Origin of the sequence: Solwaraspora sp. WMMD791 (assembly GCF_029581195.1) — a bacterium.
Lineage (GTDB): Bacteria > Actinomycetota > Actinomycetes > Mycobacteriales > Micromonosporaceae > Micromonospora_E.
Genome location: NZ_CP120737.1, coordinates 123,838 through 150,442, shown reverse-complemented (window position 1 = coordinate 150,442; position 26,605 = coordinate 123,838). Strand labels below are relative to the sequence as shown.

Genomic DNA, 26,605 nt, shown 5'->3' with positions numbered 1-26,605 from the left:
CTGTCCCGGCCGTCGACGGCGCTGCTACCACGGAAGGAGAAGGATTCGCCGACCGCATGAGGAGGCGGGCGCCATGCCGAAATTCGTCTACGACTTCATCGAAGGCAACCGGGAACTGACCGATCTGCTCGGCGGCAAGGGCGCGAACCTCGCGGAGATGACCCGGCTCGGGCTGCCGGTGCCCCCCGGGTTCACCATCACCACCGTCGCCTGCCGCGCCCACCTCGCCGCCGGCGCACCGCCCGCCGGAATGTTCGACGAGGTCAACCGGCACCTGCGGGCGATCGAGGCACGGCTGGGCAAACGGCTCGGCGACCGGCACGATCCGCTGCTGCTCGCCGTGCGCTCCGGCGCCCGGTACTCCATGCCCGGCATGATGGAGACCGTCCTGGACATCGGGCTCACCGACGCCACCGTGCACGGACTGGCCGCCCAGAGCGGCGACGAACGCTTCGCCTGGGACTCCTACCGCCGGCTCGTGCAGATGTTCGGCCGCACCGTGTTCGGCGTACCCGACGAACTGTTCGCCGCCGAGCTGGAGACCGTCAAACGCACCGCCGGAGTCACCGCCGATCCGCAGTTGGGCGCCGCCGAGCTGCGCAGCCTCGTCGAGGCGTACCAGAAGGTCTTCCACCAGCACACCGGTCGCGACTTCCCGCAGTCGCCGCACGAACAGCTCGACCTGGCGATCCGGGCGGTCTTCGACTCGTGGAACTCGCCGCGCGCGGTGCTCTACCGCCGTCAGGAACGGATCCCCGCCGACCTCGGCACCGCGGTCAACGTGATGGCGATGGTCTTCGGCAACCGGGGCCCGGATTCCGGCACCGGGGTGGCCTTCACCCGTGACCCGGCGACCGGCGCGCGTGGCGTGTACGGCGACTACCTGGCCAACGCCCAGGGCGAGGACGTGGTGTCCGGGGTGCGCAACACGGTCCCGTTGCAAGAGCTGGAGCAGATCGACCCGCGCAGTTTCCACCGGCTCATGACGATCATGGACACCCTCGAGCACCACTACCGCGACCTGTGCGACGTCGAGTTCACCATCGAACGGGGCACGCTGTGGATGCTGCAGACCCGGGTCGGCAAACGGACCGCCGAGGCCGCCTTCGTGATCGCCGCGCAACTGGTCGACGAGGGGGTCATCGACCTCGATGAGGCGCTGGACCGGGTCAGCGGTGCCCAGCTCGGGCAGCTGATGTTCCCCCGGTTCGACGCCGCCGCCGCGCCCGCGCCGCTCGCGGTGGGCGTACCGGCCGCTCCGGGTGCGGCCGTCGGCCGGGTGGTGTTCGACTCCGACGCGGCGGTCGCCGCCGCCGGACGGGGCGAGCAGGTCATCCTGGTACGCCGGGAGACCAACCCGGACGACCTGCCCGGGATGATCGCCGCCGCCGGCATCCTGACCAGTCGGGGCGGCAAGACCTCGCACGCCGCCGTGGTCGCCCGGGGCATGGGCCGCACCTGCGTCTGCGGCGCGGAGGCGCTGACCGTCGACGCGACCGCCGGGGAGATCACCATCGCCGACCCGGCCGGGGCGGCGCCGACGGTACTGCGTACCGGCGATCTGATCTCGATCGACGGTGCCACCGGTGCGGTCTACGCCGGGGCCGTCCCGGTGCACCCGTCACCGGTGGTGCGCTACATCGAAGGTGAGCTGACCCCCGAGGCGGATCCGCTGGTGGCGGCGGTGCACCGGCTGCTGGGGCACGCCGACGTGGTCCGCCGGCTCGGGGTGCGCGCCAACGCGGACACCGCCGCCGACGCCCGCCGGGCCCGGGCGTTCGGTGCCGCCGGGATCGGCCTGTGCCGTACCGAGCACATGTTCCTCGGCGACCGTCGGGAACTGGTCGAGCGGCTGATCCTCGCCGAGACCGACGCCGAACGCGAGGCGGCGCTGGCCGCGCTGCGCCCGCTGCAACGGCAGGACTTCGAGGCGCTGCTGGCCGAGGCGGACGGCCAACCGGTCACCATCCGGCTGCTCGACCCGCCGCTGCACGAGTTCCTGCCCGCCCTGGACGAGTTGACCGCCCGGGTGGCCCGCGCCGAGGCACGCGGCGAGGACCCGGGGCACGACGGGCGGCTGCTCACGGCGGTCCGGCGGATGCACGAGGCCAACCCGATGCTCGGCCTGCGCGGCGTCCGACTCGGACTGATGGTGCCAGGGCTGTTCGCCATGCAGGTGCAGGCGATCGCCGAGGCCACCGTGGCGCGGTTGCGCCTCGGCGGCGACCCCCGCCCGCAGATCATGGTGCCGCTGGTCGGTGCGGTCCAGGAGCTGGAGGCGGTACGCGAGCAGGCCGAGGCGCTGCTCGCCGACTTCGACACGCTGGTGCCGATCCCGATCGGCACCATGATCGAAGTCCCCCGCGCGGCGTTGACCGCCAGCGCGATCGCCGAGGTGGCGGACTTCTTCTCGTTCGGCACCAACGATCTGACCCAGCTCGGCTGGGGCTTCTCCCGCGACGATGTCGAAGGGGCGTTCTTCGGGCGCTACCTGGAACTCGGCATCTTCCCGGTGTCGCCCTTCGAGTCGATCGACACCGCCGGCATCGGCCGGTTGATCGGAATCGCCGTCGCCGACGCCCGGGCCACCCGGCCGGACCTGGAGATCGGGGTCTGTGGTGAACACGGCGGCGACCCGGACTCGGTGCGGTTCTTCCACGACGCCGGATTCGACTACGTCTCGTGCTCGCCGTACCGGGTGCCGCTGGCCCGGCTGGAGGCCGGACGTGCGGCGGTGCGCCTGGCCCACCGCTCCGACACCCGGTGACACCCCGTCCGCCGGGGCCGCGTACCCGCGGCCCCGGCGGGCACCACCCGAGGAGAGCAGCAAAATGAGCACAGCTGTGGTCGAGCCGCCCCGTACCGGCCCGGACACCGGTGGCGACGGCGCGCCGTACGGTCCGTTCGGCCCGGTGCTCGGCACCGGCGGCGCGGACCCGACGACGGTGATCCCGGTGAGCCGGGGCGGGCGGCCGCTCGGCGTGTTCGTGGTGACCGCCGGCCGGGTCCGCTACCGGCCGGTGGTGGCCGCCGACCGGATCGCCGCCACGGTGCTCGCCGCCACGGTGCTCACCGCGGTGAGCGCGGGTGTGGCGGCGGTGGCCGCCAGCCGCCGCCGCCCGCCGACGGTGCGTAGCATCACGATGGGTCCGGGCGGCTGGGTGAGCCTCAAAGGACTGCCCGGTGCCGGGCCCCGGGTCGTGGCGGACGGGCATCGTCCCTGGTGGGCGCGGATGCTACGGGCGCGGCGGCTGTCCGGGTAGGCCGATGGCGGGGCCGTCGGGCAGCATCGTCGATGTGGACGATGTTCACGTATTGGTACTCATATGATTACGCTGTGACAACCCCCGACACGTGGCGCCTTCCGGCCTGGACCCTGCTCAGCAACCACGGCCACGTCCTGCTCGCCATCGCCCGCGACCCGCAGGCCCGGCTGCGGGACGTGGCGGCCCGGGTCGGGATCACCGAACGCGCCGCGCACACGATCGTGACCGATCTGGAGGCCGCCGGCTATCTGACCCGGCACCGGGTGGGGCGACGCAACGAGTACACGGTGAATCCGCAGGTGCCGTTCCGGCACCCGGCCGAACGCGACCACCTGGTCGGTGAACTGCTCGCCCTGTTCACCGCCGGATCACCGACCGCCGGATCCGCCGGATCGCCGACAGCCGGGGACCCGGCCGCCGATCGGCCGGCCACCGGATCGCCGGCCACCGATCGGCCGGCCGGGGACCCGGCACCCACCGCCGCAGACCCGGTGCCATCGCCGCACCCGACCACTGCCCACCGGGCGGCCACACCGGCACAACGGCCGGTCGATGTCGAGCGGCCGGGGGGACCCCAGTCCCGCAACGGCGGGCCTTTCGCACCTGCCCCCCACCCGGCACCCGGTGTGGACTGTAGGCAGGTGCGATTGAAGGAGTGAGAACGATGAGCGCCAGTCACCTGATCGTCGTCGGCGTCGACGGCTCCGAGGGAGGCCGCCGGGCACTGGACTGGGCAGCCAAGGAAGCAACCAACCGGGGCGGCGCGTTGCGCGCCGTCATCGCCTGGCGCTGGGACGGCGGCACCGCCGTCAGCCCGATCGAGGAGCGTCAGCGCGCCAACGATCTGCTCGACAGCGAACTCGCCGCGTTGGCCGCGCGCCACGGCGCGGCGGTGCCGGTCGTCGGCGAGGTCCACGAGGGCCGCGCCGCCGAGGTGCTGACCCTCGCGGCCCGCTCCGCCGACCTGCTGGTGCTGGGCAGCCACGGCCACAGCCGGCTGCAGCACACGGTGCTCGGCTCGGTCAGCGAGGAATGCGTCCGCAAGGCCACCTGCCCGGTCGTGGTCATCCCCGTGCCGGTGTTGACCGCGTCGGCGACCGGCACCAGCAGCTGACGGGAGGCGATCAGGATGAACCGCCCGATACTGGTCGGCTACGACGGCTCGGCCAGCGCCGATGCCGCTCTCGCCTGGGCCATCGCCGAGGGAGTCCGGACCGCGACCCCGGTCGTGCTCGGGTACGCGTTCGAATGGCCGCCCGGCACAGCCCCGATCATCTCCGCTCCCGAGGTCTGGCCGGACGCGGCATCGCGCCGCGACGCCGAGACGATGCTGCAGGTGGCGGCCGCCGAAGCCGTCGAGGCCCACCCGGGAGCCGAGGTCTCCACCGTCGTCCTCGACGGACCCGCCGCGATCCGGCTCCGCGAGAAGTCCCGCGACGCGGCCCTGCTGGTCGTCGGCAACCGGGGGCACGGCGGCTTCGCCGACCTGCTGCTCGGATCGACCAGCGTGGCGGTTTCCGCCCACGCGCACTGCCCCGTCGTGGTCGTACGCGGGAAGCCCCACCCGGACGGCCCGGTCGTGGTCGGGGTGGACGGATCCGAGGCGTCCCTGCACGCGCTGCGCTTCGCTGTCGACCAGGCGACCGGTCAGGGCCTCGGGCTACGGGTGCTGCGGGCCTGGAGCCCGCCGGTGCCCCGCTGGCAGCCGCCGGCGTTCGACCCACGGGAGATCGTCGCCGCCGAGCGTGCCCTGCTCGACGACGAGGTGGCCCCGTGGCGGGACAAGCACCCCGAGCTCGCGATCACCGTCGAGGCGGTCGGCGACAGCCCGGGGCGGGTCCTGGTCGACGCCACCCGCACCGCCAGCCTCGTGGTCGTCGGTTCCCGGGGCCGGGGCGGCTTCACCGGGCTGCTCCTCGGCTCGGTGTCCCAGCAACTGCTGCACCACTCGCACAGTCCGGTGGCGGTGGTCCGCGAGACCGCTGTCCTGGCGGGATCGCACTGAGGCGGCGCCGCCATGGACCCGCGCCGGATCACCGTCGGGCTGGACCGGTCCCCGGCCGCCCGGGCCGCACTGGCCTGGGCGGTACGCCGGGCCGGACGGTGCGGCGCGACCGTACTGGTGGTCACCGCGTGGCCGGACGTGGACCGGGCGGTGGCCAGGGCCGACGGCACCCTGCCGGCCGGTCAGGTCCGGTTGCACCGGATGCAGCGCGACGCGGTCGCCACGGCACTGGCCGGACTCGACACCGCACCGCTGGTGGTCCGGGAGATCATCTACGCCGAACCGGACGCCGCCCTGGCACATGCCGCCGCCGGTGCCGACCTGCTCGTCGTCGGCGGCAACCCGGGCACACCGGGACGGTTGACCGGTGCCCTTCGCCGTCGGCTCGACGGCACCCGCGCCGTCCGGGGCAGCGCGGCACAGCTCGTGGTGGTCCGCACCCCCGACGTGGCACGGACCACCACCGCCCGGCCGGTCTTCCCGACCCGACCGACCGCCCCGACCCGACCGACCGCGCTGGGCGCGGCCGCCTGAGCGATCATCCATGATGGAGGCTTGACATGTTCGCCGAACAGCTCCGCGACGGCACCGAACAGATCCACGACCCGCGAGCCCGCGACCCGTGGCGCGGCTTCGCGGGCCACCGCTGGCGGGACACGGTCGACGTGGCCGCCTTCGTCCAGGCCAACTACACCCCGTACACCGGTGACGCCGGCTTCCTCGCCGGCCCGACCGACCGGACCCGGGCGATCTGGGACCGGCTGAGCCAGATGTTCGTCGAGGAACGCGACCGGGGCATCTACGACGTCGACGCCGCGACCCCGTCCACCATCACCGCGCACGCCCCCGGCTACATCGACAAGGAGCGGGAACTGATCGTCGGGTTGCAGACCGACGCACCGCTGCGTCGGGCGATCATGCCGCACGGCGGTCTGCGGATGGTAGAGAACGCCCTGGCCGCGTACGGCTACGACGCCGACCCGCAGGTGCACCGGGTCTTCACCGCGTACCGCAAGACCCACAACGACGCCGTCTTCGACGCCTACCCCGCCGACGTGCTGCAGGCCCGCCGGTCGCACATCATCACCGGGCTGCCCGACGCCTACGGGCGCGGTCGGATCATCGGGGACTACCGGCGGGTCGCGCTGTACGGAGTGGACCGGCTCGTCGCCGAACGCCGCGCCCACCGCGCCGCGCTGGACCTGGTGCCCTCGACCGACGAGGTGATCCGCGACCGGGAGGAGCTGGCCGAGCAGATCCGGGCGTTGGGCGAACTGGCCGAGATGGCCGCCGCCTACGGCTACGACGTCGCCCGGCCCGCCGCCGATGCCCGGGAGGCCGTCCAGTGGCTGTACTTCGCGTACCTGGCCGCCTGCAAGGAGCAGAACGGGGCGGCGATGTCGCTCGGCCGGACCGCCACCTTCCTCGACGTCTACCTGCAGCGCGACATCGACTCCGGCCAACTGACCGAGCTGGGCGCCCAGGAGCTGATCGACGACTTCGTGATCAAGCTGCGGATCATCCGGTTCCTGCGCACCCCGGAGTACGACCAGCTCTTCTCCGGTGACCCTACCTGGGTGACCGAGTCGCTGGGCGGCACCGGCGCCGACGGACGCACCCTGGTCACCCGCACCACGTTCCGTTACCTGCAGACCCTGTACAACCTCGGGCCGGCCCCGGAACCGAACCTGACCGTGCTCTGGTCGCCGTCGCTGCCCGACGGGTTCAAACAGTTCTGCGCCCAGGTGTCGCTGGACACCAGCGCCATCCAGTACGAGAACGACGACACGCTGCGCTCCTGGTACGACGACGACACCGCGATCGCCTGCTGCGTGTCGGCGATGCGGGTCGGGCGGGACATGCAGTTCTTCGGCGCCCGCGCCAACCTGGCCAAGGCCCTGCTGTACGCCATCAACGGCGGTCGCGACGAGGTCACCGGCGAGCAGGTCGCGCCGAAGACCCCGCCGGTCGGCGGCGAGTACCTCGACTACGACGAGGTCGTCGCGGCGTTCGACCGGACACTGGACTGGCTGGCCGCGACCTACGTCACCGCGCTCAACGTCATCCACCACATGCACGACAAGTACGCGTACGAGCGGTTGGAGATGGCGCTGCACGACTACCCGGTGCACCGCTTCCTGGCCTGCGGGATCGCCGGACTGTCGGTCGCCGCCGACAGCCTGTCGGCGATCCGTCACGCCCGGGTCAAGGTGCTGCGCGACCCGACCGGGCTGGCAGTGGACTACGTCGTCGACGGCGAGTTCCCGTGCTTCGGCAACAACGACGACCGGGTCGACGAGATCGCGGTCTGGCTGGTCGAGACGTTCATGGCGAAGCTGCGCCGGCAGCGCGCGTACCGCGACGCCGAACACAGCCTGTCGGTGCTGACCATCACCTCGAACGTGGTCTACGGCAAGCACACCGGGCACACCCCGGACGGGCGCCGGGCCGGGGAACCGTTCGCCCCGGGAGCCAACCCGATGAACGGCCGGGACCGGCACGGACTGGTGGCGGCGGCGATGTCGGTGGCGAAGCTGCCCTACGACTGCGCCCGCGACGGCATCTCGTTGACGACCACAGTGACCCCGGCCGGGTTGGGCCGCACCCCGGCGGAGCGGGTGGCGAACCTGGTCGGCGTGCTGGACGGCTACACCGACGGCGGCGGCTTCCACCTCAACGTCAACGTGCTCGACCGGGCGACCCTGGAGGACGCGATGGCGCATCCGCAACGGTATCCACAGCTGACCATCCGGGTCTCCGGGTACGCGGTGAACTTCGTCCGGCTCACCACCGAGCAGCAGCGCGACGTCATCTCCCGGACCTTCCACGGCGAGCTGTGACATGACCACCACCGGGGCGGTCCACTCCTACGACGTGTCGATCGGGGTGGACGGCCCCGGTACCCGGTTCGTCGCCTTCCTCGCCGGCTGTCCACTGCGCTGCCAGTTCTGCCACAGCCCGGACACCTGGTTTCGCCGCAGCGGCACCCCGACCACCGACGACGCGCTGGTCACGCAGGTCCTGCGCTACCAGCGATTCATCTCGGTCGCTGGCGGCGGGGTGACGCTCAGCGGCGGTGAGCCGCTGATGCAGCCGGACTTCGTCCGCGCGGTGCTGCGCCGGTGTCACGACGCCGGGCTGCACACCGCTCTGGACACTTCCGGGTTCCTCGGGGCCCGGGCCGACGACGCGCTGCTCGACGTCACCGACCTGGTGCTGCTGGACATCAAGTCGTCCGACCCGCAGACCTATCGGCGGGTGACCCGGACCGGCCGGGTGGACCCGACGCTGCGGTTCGCCCGCCGGCTCGCCGACCGGGGCACCCCGATCTGGATCCGGTTCGTGCTGGTGCCCGGGTTGACCGACGCGGAGGAGAACGTGGCCGGAGTGGCCGAGGTGGCGGCCAGCCTGGCAAGCGTCCAGCGGGTCGAGGTGCTGCCGTTCCACCGGCTCGGAGCCCACAAGTACACCGAGCTCGGCCTGGACTTTCCGCTGGCCGACACCCCGCCGCCGGACGACGCGCTCCTGCAGCGGGTACGGCGACAGTTCCGCGACCGTGGCCTCACCGTCTACTGAGGTATCACCGTCTACTGAGGTCGGCTACGGACCGGCCGGCGCGACCGGTGGTGGCCGCCGTACGGCGCGGCCACACCGGCGGCCAGCGCAACGGATGGCTGGTGCCGCGACGGTCGCCAGCGGGTCCGCTGGCCAGCGCGGCGGTGACCTGTCGCACCTGGCGGTATCCGGTGGCCATCAGGAACCCCGTCGACCGGCCGTAGCTCTTGACGCCGACGACGAAGTAGCCGCGCTCGGGATGGCGCAGTTCGGCCACCCCGTGCGCCGGTGCCGGCCCGCCCCGGGGGCGGTCGGGGTCGAGCAGGGCGGCCAGCCCCCGACTGGTGCCGAGCACCGGGTCGAGGTCCAGACGCAGCTCGGCGGCGAGGCGGTGGTCGGCGCGGAACCCGGTGGCGACCACCACCCGGTCGGCGACGATCGACCGGCCGTCGCGGCTGACCAGCCGGACCGGTCCGGCCGCCGTGCACCGCTCCACCCGGTGGGTGACGAAGCCGGCGGCCAGGGTGACCCGCCCGGTGTCGACGAGTCGGCGCAGCCCGGTACCGATCGCGCCCCGGGCCGGCAAAGCGTCGGCGTCGTCGGCGGCGAACACCGGGTCGGCGTCGACCCGCCGGACCGCCCAGGTGATCCGGGTGCCGGGCGCGGCACCGGCGAGGTCGATCAGGTCGAGCAGGGTGTTGGCGGCGGAGTGGCCGGCTCCGACCACGACCGTGTGTCGACCCGCGTGCGCCGGCCGGTCGGTGCCGAGCACGTCGGGCAGGGCGAAGTCCAGGTACGCGGCGGCGGCCGACTCGCCGAGGGCGGGCAGGCCCTCGCCGCCGAGGTGGTTCGGGGTGTGCCAGGTCCCAGAGGCGTCGATCACGGCCCGGGCGAGCTGTTCGGTTCCGTCGTCGAGGCGCACGACGAACGGGGTGTCGGCCCGGTCGGTGCCGGGCAGCCGGTCGGCGCCCGCCAGCCGGTCGATCCCCAGCCGGGCGATGCCGGTCACCCGGGCGCCGTAGCGGATCCGGTCGGCCAGGACAGGCAGGTCGGCCAGTGGCAGCAGGTAGTCGTCGATCAGCTCGGCCCCGGTCGGGTACCGCAGCGGATCGGGCGCCGGCCAGCCGGCGGTGTCGAGCAGCCGGCCGGCAACCGGGTCGATGTTGTCCCGCCAACGGCTGAACAGCCGTACGTGCTGCCAGTTGCGGATCGCGGCACCGGCGGTGTCGCCCGCTTCCAGCACCACCGACGGGACCCGGTGCCCGGCGAGATGGGCGGCGGCGGCCAGACCTACCGGGCCGGCGCCGATCACGACCACGGGCAGGTGCCGGGTGGCGTACTCGTTGCTCATCTGTCTCCCCTCGACGACGTGGCGGCCAGCCGAGGCACGGCGCGCAGCGGGGAGGTCCGGGAGCCCGGCCGTCACCCCATCAGCTGAATCGATGCCTGTCGAGACAATGCATCATGCTGAACCGCGCCCTGAGCTCCGGCTTGGCAGACACGCTTCCAACGAGGGGGGTGCCGGGAGCGTTCGCACACCGGGTCCGATTACCCACCGGTCACTTCACCGACCGACGGCGGTGCCGGCTGGTACAGCTCGATCAACCGGGTCCGGGCCGCGTGCAACCGGTCGACCACCACTCGCATGAACCGAGTGGTCAGCTCCCGACCGAGCGCGTCGTCCTCGGCGATCAGCCGGCGGGTACCGGCCGCGTCGAACTCGATGGTCAACGTCCGCGCCACCGCGACCGCGCCGAACTCCCACCGGTACGGCGCGAACAGCCAGGACCAGCCCAGCACGCTGCCGGCCGTGATCGTCTCGATGGCGATGTCGCCCCGGCCCGGCACCGGGAAATCCAGCGTGACCTCACCGGAGCGCAGCAACCAGAACCGGTCCGCCGCCCGGCCCTGCTGGAAGATCCGCTGACCGGGGTGACGCACCCCCGGGCGGGCCTGGTAAGACAGCCGTTCCAGCCAGGGCCGGGGCAGCCCGGCCAGGAACGGATGGTCGTCGAGCAGATCGATGGTCCGGATCATCGGGCTCCAACCTCCGCCTCGCAGGCACCCCCGTGGCAGCTACCACGGACCTCCATGGCAGCCGACGACACACCGTCGGCGACAGGGTCGGAGGTCCCGCCCGGGCGGGACGCAGTGCCTGCCGGCTTGCGGCGCAACGCCCCTGCCCGGCCGCGGCGATCTGGACGACAGTAAAGGCGGGTGAGGCGGTTCGCGCAGAAAGGGTGGTGGGTGGCGATGAACACCGGATGGGGCTGGAACGGCCGACCGGGCCCGCTGATGGCGGCCTGTCTGGAAGCGGCCGGCGCCGCGCCGTCGGTGCACAACAGCCAGCCGTGGCGGTTCCGGCCGCACCCCGACGGCGTCGACGTCCTGGCCGACCGGCAACGCCAGGTCGACCTGATCGACCCGGACGGGCGGGAGCTGACGATCAGCGTCGGTGCCGCCGTGTTCAACCTGCGGGTGGCGATGCTCGCCCACGGGCGGACCCCGGTGCTGCGGCTGCTGCCCGAACCGGGACAGCCGGACCTGCTGGCCCGGATCGCCGTCGGCGCGCCGGTCGATGCCGACGAGACGGTCCGGCTGCTGGCCCGCGCCGTCGCCCACCGGCGCACCAACCGGCGGCCCTTCACCGACCTGCCGGTGCCGCCCGAGGTGCTCGACGAGCTCGTCGCCGCCGCCCGCACCGAGCACGGCCGGTTGGCCGTGGTCGACCCGCTGGCCGGCCCTTCGGTGGTGGCTCTGATCGGCACCGCCGAGGACCGGCGACGCGCCGATCCGGCGTACTGGGTGGAGCTGGAGCGGTGGACCCGGGAGCGGCCAGGTCGGCTCGACGGCGTACCGCCGCAGGCATTCGGACCGTGGCCGGTCCCCCGCACCGTGCCGGTGCGCGACTTCGGCCTGGTCTGGCCGGCCCGGCGCCGGCGGGTCGCCGCCTTCGAGGACTCCCCGGTGCTGGCCGTGCTGTACACCACCGCCGACGGCCCCCGTGACTGGTTGCGGGCCGGGCAGGCGCTGCAGCGGGTGCTGCTGACCGCGACGGTACGCGGACTGTCGACGACCCTGATGACCCAGCCACTGGAGTACCCCGAGCTGCGGGACCTGCTCGATGGCGGCGCCGACGGGCGGCGCGCGCAGGCGATCATCCGCATCGGCTACGGCCCGTTGAGCCCGCCGGTGCCGCGCCGACCGCTGGCCGAGCTGCTCGACTCCGCATCGAGCTGGCCGGTCGGCGTCGCGGGGGCGACCAGTGTCGGTTGACACCCGTCCGGCCGTCGACCCCGGTGACGTCGACCCCGCCGGGCTCGACGCCGCCGAGGTCGCCCGCCGGAGTGCCGCGTACGGGCCGAACGTGGTCGTCGGCGGTCCGGCCCGCGTCGGGCTGGCCCGCCGGGTGGCCCGTCAGCTGACCGATCCGCTGGTCGCGCTCCTGCTCGCCGCCGGGGTGGTGACCACCGCGCTGGCGGACTACCCCGACACCGCCGTGATCCTGCTCGTGGTGGTGGTGAACACCGCCATCGGCGTGGTGCAGGAGGTACGGGCGGACCGGGCGATCGCCGCCCTGGACCGGCTGGCGGCACCGGTGGCCCGGGTCCGCCGCGACGGCGTCGACCAGGTGGTGCCGGCGGCGGAACTGGTCCCCGGGGACCTGGTGCGGATCACCGCCGGCGACATCGTCCCGGCCGATCTGACCCTGACCGACGCCTACCGGTTGCAGTGCGACGAGTCCATGCTGACCGGCGAGTCGGTGCCGGTCCGCCTGGGCGACGCAGAGCCGGCCCACGCCGGCACCGTCGTGGTGGCCGGGCGGGCCACCGGGGTGGTGACCCGCACCGGCGCGGAGAGTGCCCTCGGCCGGATGGCGGCTCTGATGCGCGACACCCGGCCCGGGCCGACCCCGCTGCAGCTGCGGCTGACCCGGCTGGGCCGGGTGCTCGGGGCGACCGCCATTCTCCTGTCCGGTCTGGTGTTCCTGATCGGACTCGGTGGCGGTCAGCCCGTCGCCGATTTGGCGGTCACCGCCGTCAGCCTGGTCGTCGCGGCGGTGCCCGAGTCGCTGCCGGCCGTGCTGACCCTGGCCCTGGCGCTCGGCGCGCACCGGATGACCAAGGTCCGCGCGGTGCCGCGCCGGCTGCACGCCGTCGAGACCCTCGGGTCGGTGACGGTCGTCGCCGCCGACAAGACCGGCACCGTCACGGAGGGCCGGATGGCGGTGCAGCAGGTGGTCACCCCGGTCGGCGGGTACGCGGTCACCGGGGTCGGCTACCAGCCGTACGGTCGGATCAGCCGCCACCACGACGGTGTCGGCACCGATGCCGGCACCGATGCCGACACCGCCGAACCGGTCGGCGTCGCGCCGGACGACCTACGGCAGCTGGCCCGCGCCGTGCTGCTGTGCAACGACGCGGAGCTGCGGGCACCCGACGACGACACCCCCGACTGGCGGGCGGTCGGGGATCCGCTGGAGGCGGCGCTGGTCGCCTTCGCCGGCCGGGCCGGACTGACCGCCGACGACGTACGCCGGGCCTGGCCACGCGTCGCCGAGCACCCGTTCGACCAGGCACATCGGCGGATGACCACGGTGCACCGCACCTGCGACGGGCGGTACCTGACCGTCTGCAAGGGTGCCCCGGAGACGGTGCTGACCCCCGAGGTCACCACCGCCGACCCGGACGCCCTCGGCGGGCTGCTGGGGCACGCGCATGCCCTCGCCGAACAGGGGCTGCGGACGTTGGCGGTCGCCGCCGCCGTCGCGGCGACCCCGCCGGACCCGGCCCACCCCGCCGGGCTGCGGCCGTTGGGGCTGCTCGGCGTCGGAGACCCGATCCGGGCGGACGCCCCGGCCGTGGCGCGGACCTTCGCCGCCGCCGGGGTACGGCTGCTGCTGGTCACCGGCGACCATCCGGGAACCGCCGCCGCCATCGGCGGCCAGCTGGGTATCCACTCGCCGGGTGACCCGGTCGCCACCGACCCGGACGGCCCGGCCGACGCCCGGGTGTTCGCCCGCATCCAGCCGGAGCAGAAACTGACCGTCGTCGCCGCGCTGCAGGCCCAGGGGCACGTGGTGGCGATGACCGGCGACGGCGTCAACGACGGGCCGGCGCTGCGGCGCGCCGACATCGGCGTGGCGATGGGCACCGGCACCGACGTCGCCCGGCAGGCCGCCGACCTGGTACTGGTCGACGACAACCTCGCCACGGTGGCGACCGCGGTCGGCGAGGGACGGCGCATCTACGACAACATCCGCCGGTTCCTGCGCTACGCCCTGGCCGGCGGTGCGGCCGAACTGGCGGTGATGCTGCTCGGGCCGCTGTTCGGGCTGGCGCTGCCGCTGCTGCCGGCGCAGATCCTCTGGATCAATCTGCTCACCCACGGAGTTCCCGGCGTGGCGTTGGGCGCCGAACCGGCCGAGCCGGACGTGCTGCGCCGGCCGCCGCGTCCGCCCACCGAGTCGGTGCTCGGTGCCGGGCTGCTCGCCGGGATCGCCGCGATCGGGGCGGCGATCACCGCCGTCACCCTGGCCGTCGGGGTCGTCGCCTACCACTCGGGCCGCCCCTGGCAGACGATGATCTTCGTCACCCTCGGCCTGGCGCAGCTCGGTGTCGCCCTCGCCGTGCGGGCCCGCCGGTCCGCCACCGGTCCGGGCGGACGCCGGGCCAATCCCGCCCTGCCGGTCGCGGTTGCCGCCGCTGCGGTGCTGCAACTCGCCGGGGTGTATCTCGGCCCGCTGCAGGCGCTGCTGGGCACCGAGTCGCTCACCCTGGTCGAGCTGGCCGGCTGCACCGCACTCGCGGCGCTGCCCGCGCTGGTGTTACATCTGTCCCGGAGCGGGAACGGAGGTAGTTCGGGTCCGGATTCCCCGCACCCGGCCGCCGACCGACCGGCCGTGGAGCAGACCTGACCAGAAAGGGCAGCAGATGGACGAGGCGACCAGCGCCGGAATCCCGACCACCACGGAGGCCGGTGAGGCTGGGGCCGACCGGCCGATCGCCGCCGTACTGGCGCAGGCCGCCGCCGCTGCGGGTTACGCGCCGTCGGTGCACAACACCCAGCCGTGGCGCTGGCGGGTCCGGCCGGACCGGCTCGAGCTGTACGCCGACCGCAGCCGTCAACTGTCGGCGACCGACCCGGAGGGCCGGCTGCTGGTGCTCAGCTGCGGTGCGGCGCTGCACCACGCCCGCATCGCAGTGGCCGCCCAGGGATGGACCGCACAGGTGGACCGGTTGCCCGCCGGCGACGACCAGGACCTGCTGGCGGTGCTGCGGCCGACCCAGCGCATCGCGGTGCAGCCCGACGTGATGCGGATGGTCCAGGCGATGCAGACCCGGCACACCGACCGGCGGCCGGTCAGCGACGAGCCGCTGCCGGTGGCGTCGGTCACCGCGATCACCGCCGCCGCCGGCACCGCCGTACGGATGCAGATCCTCTCCTCCGACCAGGTGCTGCAGTTGGCCGCGGCGGCCAGCCGTGCCGAAGAGCTGGAGTCCGAGGATCCGCAGATCCGTGGCGAGCTCGACTACTGGACCGGGCTGGCCACCCCGGCCGGCACCGGGCTGCCGGAGCAGGTCCTACCGGCCAGTCAGGCGCAGACCACCGTCCCCGGACGCGACTTCGGCCGGGTCGGCACCCTGCCGGTCGGCCCCGGCCACGACCGGGCCGCCGTCTACGCGCTGCTCTTCGGCGACGAGGACTCCCCCGCCGGCTGGCTGGCCGCCGGGGAGGCGCTGTCGGCGGCCTGGCTGACCGCGACCGAGCTGGGCGTGTCGGTGGTGCCGTTGAGCGGCGCGGTCGAGGTCACCGCCACCCGGCAGACCCTGCGCGGAATCCTGGCCGAGCTCGGCTACCCGTACCTGGTCCTGCGGCTGGGCATCGCCAGCGCGGACCACGCCGGTCCGCCGCACACCCCCCGGATGCCGACCGCGCAGGTCGTCGACACCAGCGAGGTCCACGACACCGCACCTTGAGGAGGACAACCATGGACACCCAGGCACCCGTACTCGTCGGGGTGGACGGCTCCGAGTCCGCGGTGCGGGCGACCCGGTTCGCCGCCCGCGAGGCCGCGCTGCGGCACCGGCCGCTGCGGATCGTGCACGCCTTCGCCTGGCCGGTCATGCAGGCGCCGATGGGCCTGGCCCCGGCGGTGCCGCCGGAGGACGAGATCCGCCGGTACACCAAGGAGATCGTCGACGAGGCCGCGGCGGCCGCCGCCGCCACCGCGCCGCAGGTCCCCGTCACCGCCCAGGTGATCGACGGATCGGCCGCCCCGGTGCTGCTGGCCGAATCGCGCTCGGCCGCCCTGGTCGTCCTCGGCGACCAGGGCTTCGGGCCGATCTCCGGCGCGCTGATCGGCTCCGTCGCCTCCCAGGTGGCCACCCACGCCGAGTGCCCGGTCCTGGTCGCCCGGGGCAGCGGCGAGCCGGACGGGCCGGTGATCGTCGGCGTCGACGGCTCGGAACTGTCCGAACGGGCCGTCGAGTTCGCCGCCGAAGCTGCCAGCCTGCGCGGTGCCGAACTGCTCGCGGTGCACACCTGGACCCATCCGCCGTCGATCGGCCCCGGCGACATGCAGCCGCTGGTCTACGACGCGGCGGCGCTGCGCGCCGAGGAGGAGGCGGTGCTCGCCGAATCGGTCGCCGGGCTGCGCCAGCGGCACCCCGGGCTGACCGTACGACAGTTGTCCGTCGAGGGCCGGGCCACCAAGGTGCTGGTCGAGGAGTCGTCCCGGGGGCAGCTGCTGGTCGTCGGCGCGCGTGGCCGGGGCGGCTTCACCGGTCTGCTGCTCGGCTCGGTCAGCAACGCGCTGCTGTACCGCAGCGACTGCCCGCTGGCGATCGTCCGGGTCGCCAAGGACAAGGACTGACCGGGGCGGTAGGCGCCGGCTAGCATCGTGGTCGTGGCCGCCATCCCCCCGCCCGAGGAACACCGCGACCTGCCGTCGCTGGGTCTGACCCCGCTGTCGCGGGTCCGGTTGGACGAGCTGCTGCAGGAGATGCTCGACCGGGTCGGCGAGGTCGTCACCAGCCGGGAACGGCTCCGGGCGTTGCTCGACGCGGTGGTCGGCATCGGCAGCGACCTGGACCTGCACAGCACGCTGCGACGCATCGTCGAGGCGGCGTGCGGACTGGCCGGTGCCCGCTACGGCGCGCTCGGGGTGATCGGACCGGACCGGCAACTGGTCGACTTCGTCACCCACGGCGTGGACCCGGCCACCCACGCCGCGATCGGTGACCTGCCACATGGCCGAGGCGTGCTCGGCCTGCTCATCGACGACCCGGCACCGGTGCGGATGCCGGACATCACCACCCACCCCCGGTCGTACGGCTTCCCGCCGCACCACCCGCCGATGCACAGCTTCCTCGGCGTCCCGCTGCGCATCCGCGACCAGGTCTTCGGCAACCTGTACCTGGCGGAGAAGCAGGGGGCGGCCGAGTTCACCGACGACGACGAGGAGATCGTGGTGGCGTTGGCCGCCGCAGCCGGCGTCGCCATCGAGAACGCCCGGCTCTACGAGCTGGCCAGCCGGCGGGAACGCTGGCTGGCGGCCACCGCCGAGATCACCGGTGTGCTGCTCGGCACGGTACGCCGTACCGACGCGCTCACCCTGGTGGCGCGGCGGGCCCGAGAGGTCGCCGAGGCGGAACTGGTGCTGGTACTGGTCAACGACGACGAAGCCGGCCAGTTCACCGTCGAGGTCGTCGACTCCGCGCAGGGGACGGTCCCGGGTCTGGTCGGCGCGGCGTTGCCGGCCGGCGAGACGAGCTTCGCCGACGCGGTCGCCAGCGGCGAACACCGGATGGTGGAGAGCCTGGCGAAGGCGGCACCCTGGCCGGTGCCGGTCACCACGGGCCCCGCCGTGGTGTCACCGTTGACGGTGGCCGACACGATGCACGGCGTACTGGTGGTGGCGCACCGCGCCGACGCGGCCGTGCCGGCCGACGGCGACCTGCCGCTGCTGGCGAGCTTCGCCGGGCAGGCGGCGTTGGCCATGGAACGGGCCCGCGCCCAGGAGGAACGCGAGCTGCTGGTGGTGCTGGAGGACCGCGAGCGGATCGCCCGCGACCTGCACGACGTGGTGATCCAGCGGCTGTTCGCCACCGGGCTGCAGCTGCAGAGCGCGATGCCGTTGACCGGCCGGCCGGAGATCGGGCAACGGATCAACGCGGCGGTCGACGACCTGGACTCCACGATCCGCGACATCCGCCGGGCGATCTTCGAGCTGCGTACGCCGATGAGCGCCGCACTGCGGACCGAGCTGCGGGAGGCGGTCGACCTGGCCGCCGACGGCCTCGGGTTCCGGCCCGCGCTGGAGTTGTCCGGCCCGGTGGACAGCGCCGTGCCGGATCCGGTCCGCCCGGACCTGCTGGCGGTGCTGCGGGAGGCGCTGTCGAACGTGGTCCGCCACGCCCGGGCCAGCCGGGTCATGGTGCGGGTACGGGTGCTCGACGGCCACGTCGAGCTGACGGTGGCCGACGACGGCGTCGGGGTCGACCCGGCGGCCGCCCGGGGCGGGCTGGTGAACATGCGTCAGCGCGCCGAGCAGCACGGCGGGACGTTCACCATCGCCACGGCGGACCCCCGGGGCACGCTCCTGACCTGGACGGTCCCGCTGCGGGACTGACCGTCGCTCAGTGGCGGGGGCCGAGCAGCCGGGTGGCGAGGACCGCCGCCTGGGTCCGCCGCTCCAGGCCGAGCTTGGCCAGCAGGCTGGAGACGTAGTTCTTGACGGTCTTCTCGGCCAGGAACATCTTGCCGGCGATCTCCCGGTTGGTCAGCCCTTCGGCGACGTACTCCAGGATCCGACGTTCCTGCTCGGTGAGGGACTTCAGCTCGTGCGGTTCCTCGACGCCACTGCGGATCCGCTCCAGCACCCGACGGGTGACCGCCGGGTCGAGCAGCGACTGGCCGGCGGCGACCCGCCGCACCGCGTCGACCAGGTCGGTGCCGCGGATCTGCTTGAGCACGTAGCCGGCGGCGCCGGCCATGATCGCGGCGAACAGCGCCTCGTCGTCCTCGTACGAAGTGAGGATGAGCCCGTTGATCGAGGAGTCGACGGCCCGAATGTCGCGGCAGACGTCGATACCGTTGCCGTCGGGCAGTCGGGCGTCGAGGATCGCCACGTCGGGCCGCAGCGCCGGGATCCGCCGACTCGCTTCCTGGGCTGAGCCGGACTCGCCGATCACTTCGATGTCACCGCTGCTCTGCAGCAGGTCGGCGAGGCCACGGCGGACCACTTCGTGGTCGTCGAGCAGGAACACGCGGATCATCCCCTGTTTCTACCCGGTTGCGCATCCGGTTGCCAGGGTCGAAGGTCCCGCGTGGCGGGGTCCGGCGGGGCGGGGGGCCCATGAATCCGGGACATCCGACCCTGCCGCCGCCGGCGGGCAGGGCGGATCGTGTAGGCATGTTGACCACCACGTTCACCCTGGAGCAGCTCCGTACCGCGGTGACCGCGGCGGTCCGCGCCCCGTCACTGCACAACTACCAGCCGTGGCGGTTCCGGCTGGCCGACGGTGCGATCGAGGTACGACTCGACCAGAGCCGGCTGCTGCCGGCCTGCGACCCGACCGGCTGGGCGGCCCGGATCGGCTGCGGCGCGGCCCTGTACAACCTGCGGCTGGCGTTGGCGGTCGGCGGCACACCCGCACAGGTCCGACTCCGTCCGGAGCCGGCCGATCCGCATCTGCTGGCCCGGCTGGTGCCGGCGGCCCCGCACGCCGCCACCCCCACGGAGTGCCGGCTGCACGCGGCGATCCCCCGCCGGCACAGCAACCGGCTGCCGTTCCGGCCCGATCCGGTGCCGCCGCCGATCCGGCAACGGCTCATCGACGCCGCCCGGGCCGAGGACGGCTGGCTGGAGCTGGTGATCGGCTCGACCGCGGTCGGCGCGATCGCGGAGATCGCGATGAGCGCCCACCGGGTGCTCGACCGGGATCCCGCCTACCAGGCCGAGGTGGCCCGGTTGACCCGGCACTACCCCGCGCCGGACGGGGTGCCGGCGATCTCCGGTGGGCCGGTCGCCGAGCCACAGGACCTGCTGCCGCAGCGGCCGTTCGGCGACTGGCTGCGGGTGCCCGGACGCGACTTCGAGTCGGAGCCGCTGGTGGCCGTGCTCGGCGCCGCCGGCAACACGCCCAGCGACCAGATCGTCGCCGGGCAGGCGTTGCAGCGGGTGCTGTTGACGGTGACCGACGCCGGTCTGGCGGCGTCGATGCTGTCCCAGCCGATCGAGGTGGCCCAGGCCCGGGAGCAGCTGCGATTGGCGCTCGGCAGGTTCGGTTCCCCGCAGATGGTCATCCGGATCGGATACGGTCAGCCAGGTCGACCGACGCCGCGTCGGGACACGGCCGACGTGATCGACACGGTCCTGGAGGAAACATGACTGACCCGATCGTCGTGGGTGTCGACGGTTCGCCAGCGAGTCTGTGCGCGGCCCGGCACGCCGCCGGTGCCGCGGCACGCCACGGCGCGCCACTGGTGCTGGTGCACGGATACCTGCACGCCTTCGGGTACGGGATCCCGATCAACCCCTACGACGGGGAGTTACCGGGCCCGAACGAGGAGGGCGAGCGGATGCTGGCCGAGACCGCGGCGCAGTTGCGCACGCAGTGGCCGGGGCTCGTGGTCGAGACCCGGCAGGTCGCCGCCGGCGGGGCACCCACCCTGATCGAGGAGTCACGGCACGCGGAGCTGGTGGTGGTCGGCAGCCGGGGTCTCGGGGGGTTCACCGGGCTGCTGCTCGGCTCGGTCAGCTCCCAGGTGGCCGGGCACGCGCACTGCCCGGTGCTGGTGGTCCGTCCGCCGGACGCGCCGGACGACGCCGACGGTTCGGTGCTGGTCGGCGTCGACGGGTCGGCGCACGCGGAGACCGCCCTGTTCATCGCCGCCGACGAGGCCGTCGCCCGGGGGGTGGGCCTGACGCTGCTGCACGTGTGGTGGCCGAATTCGATGCGCGACAGCGGCGAGTTTCCCGCGCCGGCGCAGGCCGCCCGGGCCGAGGCCGACGAGGTGCTCGACGAGGCCGCGGGGGCGGTCCGCCGCCGCCACCCCGACCTGGCGGTGGAGAAACGCCCGTTGGAGGGGGTGGAGGCCGACGCGGTGATGGTGGAGGCCAGCCGGACGGCCGGCCTGGTCGTCGTCGGTTCCCGTGGTCGGGGCGGGTTCACCGGGCTGCTGCTCGGCTCGGTGAGTCAGACGCTGGTGCACCACGCACACTGCCCGGTGCTGGTCGCCCGGCCGCACTCCCACCGCTGAGCCGGCGCGTGACCGATCCGGATCGGTCACCGCCCCGTCGCGGTCACCGATCCGGGCGGGTCGACGTCAAGTGGTGTAGCGCAGGATCGCGCCGACGCCGTCGGGCACCTGGTCGGCGAGATCTGTCGGTACGGCGACCACCCGGGCACCGGTCGCCAACGCGGCCCAGGTGGCGACGTCGCCGACCGGTGCCGGGACGGGCTCGTCGACGCCGAGCGCGCTCACCGCGCCGACGGTGGCGCCGACCTGGTCGGGCTTCTCACCCGTGTACGCCGGCCGGGCCAGCAGCTGCGGGTCGTCGACCAGCAGCAGGGTGTCGACCTGGTGACGGGCCAGGGTGTTCAGCGTGTCGGAGACGCCGCCGGTCGCCCGGTCGGCCTGGCCGCGCTCCCGCTGGAAGGTCTCGACCGCCGCCGCGACGTCGGCGTCGGCGAGTCGACGCACCACCTCGGCGGCCTGTTCGACCGCCGCGTCCGTGCTGTCGTACGGGCCCTGCACCTCGTGCAGCAGCTCGGCCACCCGTGGCGACGACGTGTCCCGCAGGAACTGCACCGCACGGACGTCGCCGGTCACCACGATCGCCCGGGGCCGGATCTCGTCGACGAGTTCGGCCAGCCGATCGGCGACCAGGGTGGCGTTGGCCTCCCAGCGGTCCTCGGCCCGTTGCTGGAACCGCCGCTGCGACCAGCCGCCGGGTTGTGACCGGGTGATGTGCAGCGTCTCCCCGGTGACCGTGTCGGCGAGGTCCACCTCGTCGGCCTGCATGGCCACGATCTCGGCACCGATCCGGTCGGTCGCCACCACCAGGACCGGCAGCTGCCGCTGCTCCCAGCGCAGCAGCGGCAGCAGGTGCGGGACCGGACCGTAGGTGGCGACTTCCACCGACGGCGGAGTCGGCAGTTGCCGGACGAGCCGGACCTGTGCGGCGTCGGCGATCACCACGAGGGTGTCTCCGCCCGGGTGGGCACGTCGCGTGAACGGTTCGATCGCGTCCAGCAGGCGCTCGGGCGTTCCGGCGGCGGCGAGCCGGCGGCGTGCGGCGCGCCAGCGCAGCTCCACCTGCTGGGCGGCGTCCGGGACCGGTCCGCTGGTGTCCAGGTAGAGCGACACGAAGGGGCCGTGCGCCCCGGCCAGCTCGGCGACGGTCGTCCGGGTCTGGGTCGATGTCACAAGTACGTCCTTCCCCTGGGTGCGTTCCTTTCCTTCGTCGCTTCGCGGTACCCGGTCACCCGGCGCGGTACTCCACCGCACCGGTCAGTGGCCACGGCCGAAGGCGTCGACCAGACCCCACCGGCCGGGGATGTCCAGCAGTTCGATGCGGCCGATGTCCTTTGGCAGGTGTGGCCGGACGATCAGGTGCTCGCCCTTGGGTTCCAGCCCCAGCATGACCCGCAGGAACATCAGCACGGCTCCGGCGGACCAGGAGTGCGGGCTGCAGGCGGCGGGGAACTGCACCGGGTACTTCGTCAAGGTCCGGTCGTAGCCGGTGAACGCGCCGGGCAACCGGCCGTCGAAGAAGCGTGCGGCTTCGATCATCGAACCGGCGACGCGGGCAGCCTCCTCGTCGAACCCGTACCGGCGCATGCCGAGGGCGATCAGCGAGTTGTCGAACGGCCAGACCGTGCCGTTGTGGTAGCCGACCGGGCTGTAGCGGCCGGCGTCGTCGGCGAGGGTCCGGATGCCCCATCCGGAGTACAGCCGGGCGCTCATCAGGTGGCTGACGACGTGTCGCGCCTTGCCCCGGTCGACGATGCCGCTCCACAGCAGATGCCCCATGTTCGACGCGCAGGCGTCGATCGGGTTGCCGTCGGCGTCCAGGCCGAGCGCGAAGTAGCTACCGTCGGAGATCCAGAAATCGCGGTTGAACCGCTTCTTCAGCTCGGCTGCTTCGCGGTCCAGCCGGTCGGCGTACTGCGGATCGCCCCAGATCTCGCGGGCCAGCCGGGCACCGCGCCGTTTCGCGTCGTAGGCGTAGCCCTGCAGTTCGCAGGTGGCGCGGGGGCCGACCGGTAGCCGCCCGTCGTGGTAGGAGATGCCGTCGGCGGAGTCCTTCCAGCACTGGTTCTGCACGCCGAGCCGTTCGTTGCGGCAGGCGTACCAGAGGTATCCGTCGCCCATGATGTCGCCGTACTCGTCTATCCAGTCGAGCGCGAGCCGGGCGTTGAATTCCAGCTCGCGAGCGAGCTCGGCGTCGCCGGTCCACCGTTCGTACTCGTCGAGCACGATGACGAACAGCGGCGTGGTGTCGGCTCCGCCGAAGTAGGGGCAGGCGGCGATCTCTTCGTAGCCGGCGCGCTCGCCGTACCGGAACTCCTGCAGGATCTTGCCCGGCTCCTCCTCGGCGAAGTCGTCGAGCCGGCTGCCCTGCGCGTCGGCGAGGGTGTGCAGCACACCGGGGGTGAGCTGCGGAGCGAACGGCAGTGCCTGCAGACAGGTGATGAGCGCGTCCCGGCCGAACAGTCCCATCAACCACGGCAGCCCGGCGGCGAAGGTCATCTCGCCACGGGTGTTGCCTCGGTACCGAAGCGCGGCGAGATCGGTGAGGCTGCGGTGGTACGCCTGGTCGAGACTCGCGGAGTCGCAGGTGAGGGTAGGTGCGGCGGTCAGCCACTCCTCGAGCGCTTTGCCCATCTCCACCTTGGCGGGGGTGTCGTAGGCGGGCACCGCTTCCCGGATGTCCCGCCCTTCGGCCCCTCGGCTCCAGAGCACCACCTGGAGGGTGGTGTTCCAGGCGTCGTGCGGCCCGACCCGGATGTCGAAGCTCATGCCGTGGTCGTCGACGGCGGCGGCGGCGCTGCTGGAGACGACCACCTCACGTCGCTGGTTGTCCCGCTGGTAGTGCAGGTGCAGCGAGCCTTCCTCGACGGCCACCGAGAGCTTGCCCTTCTTTCGTACGTCGGCGATCTCGGTGATGTCCGCGAAGTCGGTGCCGATGTCGAGGCGGATCCGCAGGTCCACCGGCACTTCCTGGTGGTTGAGGACGGTGAGCTGCTCCAGGAACAGGCCGCCGCCGACCGAGCGTTGCCGGATCACCGAGAGGTTCGCGTCGACGTAGTGGGTCGGTTCGCCGGGCACCAGGAAGTACCGTGACTCGTAGTACTGCAGGTCGTCGATGGACAGGGCGGTGAGCCGCTCGCCGTTGACGGTGAGGTCCCAGGTGGAGAGCACCCTCATGTCGAAGGAGAAGAGACCGGTCGGCAGCTCGGTCGAGGGCAGGATGTCACCACGACCATCGCTGATCATGAACATGATGCCGTCGAGGATGCTGGTGTAGCTCAGGTTCCTCACCGTGCTCTCCCCCAGCCCTGAGCCAGTTGTCGGGGGTGACGGGCACCGACCATGTCGGGCAGCAGCCACTCGAAGGCCGGCACCATGGTGAAGTCGCCTTCGATGGTGAACGCGTACCGGACGAACGCCGGAGTCAGTCGTTCCTCACCACGTAGTAGCCGTTCGAACAGCGGGCCGTCGATGACGGCGACGCAGTCCGCGTCGGCACCGGACTGCTCGGCCGCGACGGTGCCGGCCGCGAAGCGCAGCCACCACTGCTCGGTGTGGTCGGAGTACCGCACGTCGAACCGGAGCGTGGCGTCGATCGTCGGCGGCAGCCGGAGAGCGCCGGCACCGAGACCGGCGAAGAAGGCCTCCGTGGTCGCTGACAATCCGCCACCTCCGTCGTCCGCTACCCAGGCGAGCTTCCCTGTCTTGCCGGCGGGGCACGGGCGGTTGCGTCGGAAATCACCCGGCAGGGTGCCTGGCGACGACGCCGACACGGCCTGTTCGGGTGCCCTGTTCCGGCCGGCCGACGTGTTGACTTGATCGGTAGATGTCAATACCCTGCGAGGAAAGCGCTTTCTCCAGCCCTGATCCGTACGATCACGGTCCGTCCCGGAGGTACGCACAGATGACCACACCCACCGCCGCCGCCAGCGGCACCCGCCGTCGACGCCGGCTGGCCGTCCTTGCCGGCGCCACCGCCGCCATCGCCGCCGCCGCGATCGGTGCCGTCGGCATCACCACCGCATCCGCCGCCACCGTCAGCACCAGCGCCACCTACGTCTTCGTCAGCCGGCACAGCAACAAGGCGATGGACGTCTACAACTGGGCGACCAACGACGGCGCCGAGATCCGCCAGTGGAGCCGCAACGACTCCGCCGTCCAACGCTGGCAGTTCGTCGACGTCGGCAGCGGCTACTACAAGATCCGCTCCGAACACTCCGGAAAGTTCCTCGAACTGCCCAACGCCAGCGACGGCACCCGCCTGGTGCAGAACTCGGACAACGGCACCACCCGCCAGCACTGGCGGCTCGCCGACTCCGACAGCGGCTACGTCCGGTTCATCAACCGGCACTCCAACAAGACCATCGACGTCTGGGAGTGGTCCACCGCCGACGGCGGCTACCTCGCCGGCTACACCGACCTCAACGGGTGGAACCAGCAGTGGCAGCTGATCACCGTCGGCGGCGGCAACCCCGCCCCGACCACACCGCCGCCGGGCCAGACCCCGACCGGCATCGTCGGCTGGGCCACCCAGAACGGCGGCACCACCGGCGGCGGCAGCGCATCGGCCACCACCGTCACCAGCGCGTCCGCGCTCACCTCCGCCGTCGGCGCCTCCGGCGCGGCGGTGATCCGGATCTCCGGCACCATCAGCTGCTCCGGCATGATCCGGGTCCGCGACAACAAGACCATCCTCGGTGTCGGCTCCGGCGCCACCCTCTCCGGCTGCGGGTTCACGATCAACGGCAACCGCAACGTCATCATCCGCAACGTCAACTTCCGTAACTGGGACGACGACGCCATCAACGTCGAAGGCAGCGCCACCAACATCTGGATCGACCACAACAGCTTCACCAACGGGTACGACGGCGCGGTCGACATCAAACGCGGCTCAGACTTCATCACCGTGTCGTGGAACCGCGTCTTCGGCCACGACAAGTCGATGCTGCTCGGCCACTCCGACAGCAACGCCAGCCAGGACGTCGGCCACCTGCGGGTCACGTACCACCACAACTGGTTCGACGGCAGCAACCAGCGTCACCCCCGGGTCCGCTTCGGCAACCCGGTCCACGTCTTCAACAACTTCTACAGCAACATCGGCGGCTACGGCGTCGCCTCCACCATGAACGCCGGCGTCCTCGTCGAAGGCAACTACTTCGAGAACACCTCCGACCCGTTCCACCTCGGCGAAGGTTCCTCGGGACCCGGCAGCCTCGTCGCCCGTAACAACCACTTCGTCAACTCCGGCAGCGGACAGACCGGCGGCAGCGTCGCCGGCATCCCGTACGGCTACACCCTCACCACCGCGAGCCAGGTCAAGTCGGTCGTCACCAACGGCGCCGGCACCGGCCGGATCGGCCTCTGAACGACACTCCGACACACCGGCCGGGGCATCGACGGCGCACCACCGTCGATGCCCCGGTCACCGGTGACCGCACCCCGGCCGGTACCGACACCCCATCAATGATTGACAAAAATCGATTTCACTGTCAGCCTCATGGCAGCACGGCTTCGG

At 72.8% G+C, this 26,605-nt stretch carries 21 protein-coding genes and 1 pseudogene; 16 read left to right on the top strand and 6 right to left on the bottom strand.

What is annotated here, in order from left to right; genetic code table 11:
* Window positions 1–73 precede the first annotated feature (73 nt).
* From ppdK to pflA, 8 genes and pseudogenes are all read left to right on the top strand, one after another.
* Window positions 74–2,767 carry a pyruvate, phosphate dikinase gene (ppdK, locus tag O7623_RS00700; protein ID WP_282226623.1) on the top strand — a complete coding sequence of 898 codons (2,694 nt, stop codon included), beginning with the start codon at window positions 74–76 and terminating at the stop codon, window positions 2,765–2,767.
* 64 nt (window positions 2,768–2,831) lie between these two features.
* Window positions 2,832–3,263, top strand: a complete 432-nt coding sequence (locus O7623_RS00695) for a hypothetical protein (protein WP_282226622.1) — start codon at window positions 2,832–2,834, stop codon at window positions 3,261–3,263.
* Window positions 3,264–3,337: 74 nt separating this feature from the next.
* Window positions 3,338–3,643 (top strand): annotated as a pseudogene (locus tag O7623_RS00690) (helix-turn-helix domain-containing protein); the annotation flags it as partial.
* Window positions 3,644–3,930: 287 nt separating this feature from the next.
* Window positions 3,931–4,380: a universal stress protein gene (locus tag O7623_RS00685; protein WP_282226621.1), complete on the top strand. Its 450-nt coding sequence runs from the start codon at window positions 3,931–3,933 to the stop codon at window positions 4,378–4,380.
* Between the two features lie 15 nt (window positions 4,381–4,395).
* The gene (locus tag O7623_RS00680; protein ID WP_282226620.1) at window positions 4,396–5,271 is read left to right on the top strand and encodes a universal stress protein; all 876 of its coding nucleotides are present in this window, start codon (window positions 4,396–4,398) and stop codon (window positions 5,269–5,271) included.
* A gap of 12 nt (window positions 5,272–5,283) precedes the next feature.
* On the top strand, window positions 5,284–5,805 hold the full coding sequence (locus O7623_RS00675; RefSeq protein ID WP_282226619.1) for a universal stress protein: 522 nt from the start codon (window positions 5,284–5,286) through the stop codon (window positions 5,803–5,805).
* A gap of 26 nt (window positions 5,806–5,831) precedes the next feature.
* A complete protein-coding gene (gene pflB / locus O7623_RS00670) occupies window positions 5,832–8,111 on the top strand; it encodes a formate C-acetyltransferase (RefSeq protein WP_282226618.1) in 2,280 nt (759 codons plus the stop codon).
* A gap of 1 nt (window position 8,112) precedes the next feature.
* Window positions 8,113–8,847: a pyruvate formate-lyase-activating protein gene (pflA, locus tag O7623_RS00665; RefSeq protein WP_282226617.1), complete on the top strand. Its 735-nt coding sequence runs from the start codon at window positions 8,113–8,115 to the stop codon at window positions 8,845–8,847.
* 4 nt (window positions 8,848–8,851) lie between these two features.
* Here pflA and O7623_RS00660 read toward each other — a convergent pair whose 3' ends face one another.
* Together O7623_RS00660 and O7623_RS00655 are read right to left on the bottom strand one after the other, a co-directional pair.
* A complete protein-coding gene (locus O7623_RS00660) occupies window positions 8,852–10,177 on the bottom strand; it encodes an FAD-dependent oxidoreductase (RefSeq protein ID WP_282226616.1) in 1,326 nt (441 codons plus the stop codon).
* 197 nt (window positions 10,178–10,374) lie between these two features.
* Window positions 10,375–10,863 carry a cyclic nucleotide-binding domain-containing protein gene (locus tag O7623_RS00655; RefSeq protein WP_282226615.1) on the bottom strand — a complete coding sequence of 163 codons (489 nt, stop codon included), beginning with the start codon at window positions 10,861–10,863 and terminating at the stop codon, window positions 10,375–10,377.
* A gap of 216 nt (window positions 10,864–11,079) precedes the next feature.
* On the opposite strand from O7623_RS00655, the gene O7623_RS00650 reads away from it, so the two are divergent.
* From O7623_RS00650 to O7623_RS00630, 5 genes are all read left to right on the top strand, one after another.
* Complete coding sequence (locus tag O7623_RS00650; protein ID WP_282226614.1) at window positions 11,080–12,102, top strand: nitroreductase family protein; 1,023 nt, start codon at window positions 11,080–11,082, stop codon at window positions 12,100–12,102.
* Entirely contained in the window at window positions 12,092–14,743 is a 2,652-nt protein-coding gene (locus tag O7623_RS00645) for a cation-transporting P-type ATPase (protein WP_282226613.1), read from the top strand. The genes O7623_RS00650 and O7623_RS00645 overlap by 11 nt, the downstream gene beginning before the upstream one ends.
* 16 nt (window positions 14,744–14,759) lie before the next feature.
* Window positions 14,760–15,806 carry a nitroreductase gene (locus tag O7623_RS00640; RefSeq protein WP_282226612.1) on the top strand — a complete coding sequence of 349 codons (1,047 nt, stop codon included), beginning with the start codon at window positions 14,760–14,762 and terminating at the stop codon, window positions 15,804–15,806.
* An 11-nt stretch (window positions 15,807–15,817) separates the two neighbouring features.
* The gene (locus O7623_RS00635) at window positions 15,818–16,702 is read left to right on the top strand and encodes a universal stress protein (protein ID WP_282226611.1); all 885 of its coding nucleotides are present in this window, start codon (window positions 15,818–15,820) and stop codon (window positions 16,700–16,702) included.
* A 129-nt stretch (window positions 16,703–16,831) separates the two neighbouring features.
* Window positions 16,832–18,460, top strand: a complete 1,629-nt coding sequence (locus O7623_RS00630; RefSeq protein WP_282229678.1) for a GAF domain-containing sensor histidine kinase — start codon at window positions 16,832–16,834, stop codon at window positions 18,458–18,460.
* Window positions 18,461–18,467: 7 nt separating this feature from the next.
* Here O7623_RS00630 and O7623_RS00625 read toward each other — a convergent pair whose 3' ends face one another.
* Window positions 18,468–19,106, bottom strand: a complete 639-nt coding sequence (locus O7623_RS00625) for a response regulator transcription factor (protein WP_282226610.1) — start codon at window positions 19,104–19,106, stop codon at window positions 18,468–18,470.
* A 140-nt stretch (window positions 19,107–19,246) separates the two neighbouring features.
* Between O7623_RS00625 and O7623_RS00620 the strand changes: the two genes are divergently transcribed.
* A complete protein-coding gene (locus tag O7623_RS00620; RefSeq protein WP_282229677.1) occupies window positions 19,247–20,221 on the top strand; it encodes a nitroreductase family protein in 975 nt (324 codons plus the stop codon).
* A complete protein-coding gene (locus O7623_RS00615) occupies window positions 20,218–21,093 on the top strand; it encodes a universal stress protein (RefSeq protein WP_282226609.1) in 876 nt (291 codons plus the stop codon). Before O7623_RS00620 ends, O7623_RS00615 begins: the two co-directional genes overlap by 4 nt.
* A 66-nt stretch (window positions 21,094–21,159) precedes the next feature.
* Here O7623_RS00615 and O7623_RS00610 read toward each other — a convergent pair whose 3' ends face one another.
* From O7623_RS00610 to O7623_RS00600, 3 genes are all read right to left on the bottom strand, one after another.
* Entirely contained in the window at window positions 21,160–22,263 is a 1,104-nt protein-coding gene (locus tag O7623_RS00610) for a Vms1/Ankzf1 family peptidyl-tRNA hydrolase (protein WP_282226608.1), read from the bottom strand.
* An 84-nt stretch (window positions 22,264–22,347) separates the two neighbouring features.
* Entirely contained in the window at window positions 22,348–24,342 is a 1,995-nt protein-coding gene (locus O7623_RS00605) for a glycogen debranching N-terminal domain-containing protein (protein ID WP_282229676.1), read from the bottom strand.
* Between the two features lie 35 nt (window positions 24,343–24,377).
* Window positions 24,378–24,752, bottom strand: a complete 375-nt coding sequence (locus O7623_RS00600) for an SCP2 sterol-binding domain-containing protein (protein WP_282226607.1) — start codon at window positions 24,750–24,752, stop codon at window positions 24,378–24,380.
* Window positions 24,753–24,994: 242 nt separating this feature from the next.
* On the opposite strand from O7623_RS00600, the gene O7623_RS00595 reads away from it, so the two are divergent.
* Entirely contained in the window at window positions 24,995–26,455 is a 1,461-nt protein-coding gene (locus O7623_RS00595; protein ID WP_282226606.1) for an RICIN domain-containing protein, read from the top strand.
* The last annotated feature ends 150 nt before the right edge of the window (window positions 26,456–26,605 follow it).

Bases quoted from the DNA above. Each gene is read 5' to 3' on its own strand.
- ppdK (WP_282226623.1), top strand. From the start codon at position 74: ATGCCGAAATTCGTCTACGACTTCATCGAAGGCAACCGGGAACTGACC.
- O7623_RS00695 (WP_282226622.1), top strand. From the start codon at position 2,832: ATGAGCACAGCTGTGGTCGAGCCGCCCCGTACCGGCCCGGACACCGGT.
- O7623_RS00685 (WP_282226621.1), top strand. From the start codon at position 3,931: ATGAGCGCCAGTCACCTGATCGTCGTCGGCGTCGACGGCTCCGAGGGA.
- O7623_RS00680 (WP_282226620.1), top strand. From the start codon at position 4,396: ATGAACCGCCCGATACTGGTCGGCTACGACGGCTCGGCCAGCGCCGAT.
- O7623_RS00675 (WP_282226619.1), top strand. From the start codon at position 5,284: ATGGACCCGCGCCGGATCACCGTCGGGCTGGACCGGTCCCCGGCCGCC.
- pflB (WP_282226618.1), top strand. From the start codon at position 5,832: ATGTTCGCCGAACAGCTCCGCGACGGCACCGAACAGATCCACGACCCG.
- pflA (WP_282226617.1), top strand. From the start codon at position 8,113: ATGACCACCACCGGGGCGGTCCACTCCTACGACGTGTCGATCGGGGTG.
- O7623_RS00660 (WP_282226616.1), bottom strand. From the start codon at position 10,177: ATGAGCAACGAGTACGCCACCCGGCACCTGCCCGTGGTCGTGATCGGC.
- O7623_RS00655 (WP_282226615.1), bottom strand. From the start codon at position 10,863: ATGATCCGGACCATCGATCTGCTCGACGACCATCCGTTCCTGGCCGGG.
- O7623_RS00650 (WP_282226614.1), top strand. From the start codon at position 11,080: ATGAACACCGGATGGGGCTGGAACGGCCGACCGGGCCCGCTGATGGCG.
- O7623_RS00640 (WP_282226612.1), top strand. From the start codon at position 14,760: ATGGACGAGGCGACCAGCGCCGGAATCCCGACCACCACGGAGGCCGGT.
- O7623_RS00635 (WP_282226611.1), top strand. From the start codon at position 15,818: ATGGACACCCAGGCACCCGTACTCGTCGGGGTGGACGGCTCCGAGTCC.
- O7623_RS00630 (WP_282229678.1), top strand. From the start codon at position 16,832: ATGCTCGACCGGGTCGGCGAGGTCGTCACCAGCCGGGAACGGCTCCGG.
- O7623_RS00625 (WP_282226610.1), bottom strand. From the start codon at position 19,106: ATGATCCGCGTGTTCCTGCTCGACGACCACGAAGTGGTCCGCCGTGGC.
- O7623_RS00615 (WP_282226609.1), top strand. From the start codon at position 20,218: ATGACTGACCCGATCGTCGTGGGTGTCGACGGTTCGCCAGCGAGTCTG.
- O7623_RS00605 (WP_282229676.1), bottom strand. From the start codon at position 24,342: ATGTTCATGATCAGCGATGGTCGTGGTGACATCCTGCCCTCGACCGAG.
- O7623_RS00595 (WP_282226606.1), top strand. From the start codon at position 24,995: ATGACCACACCCACCGCCGCCGCCAGCGGCACCCGCCGTCGACGCCGG.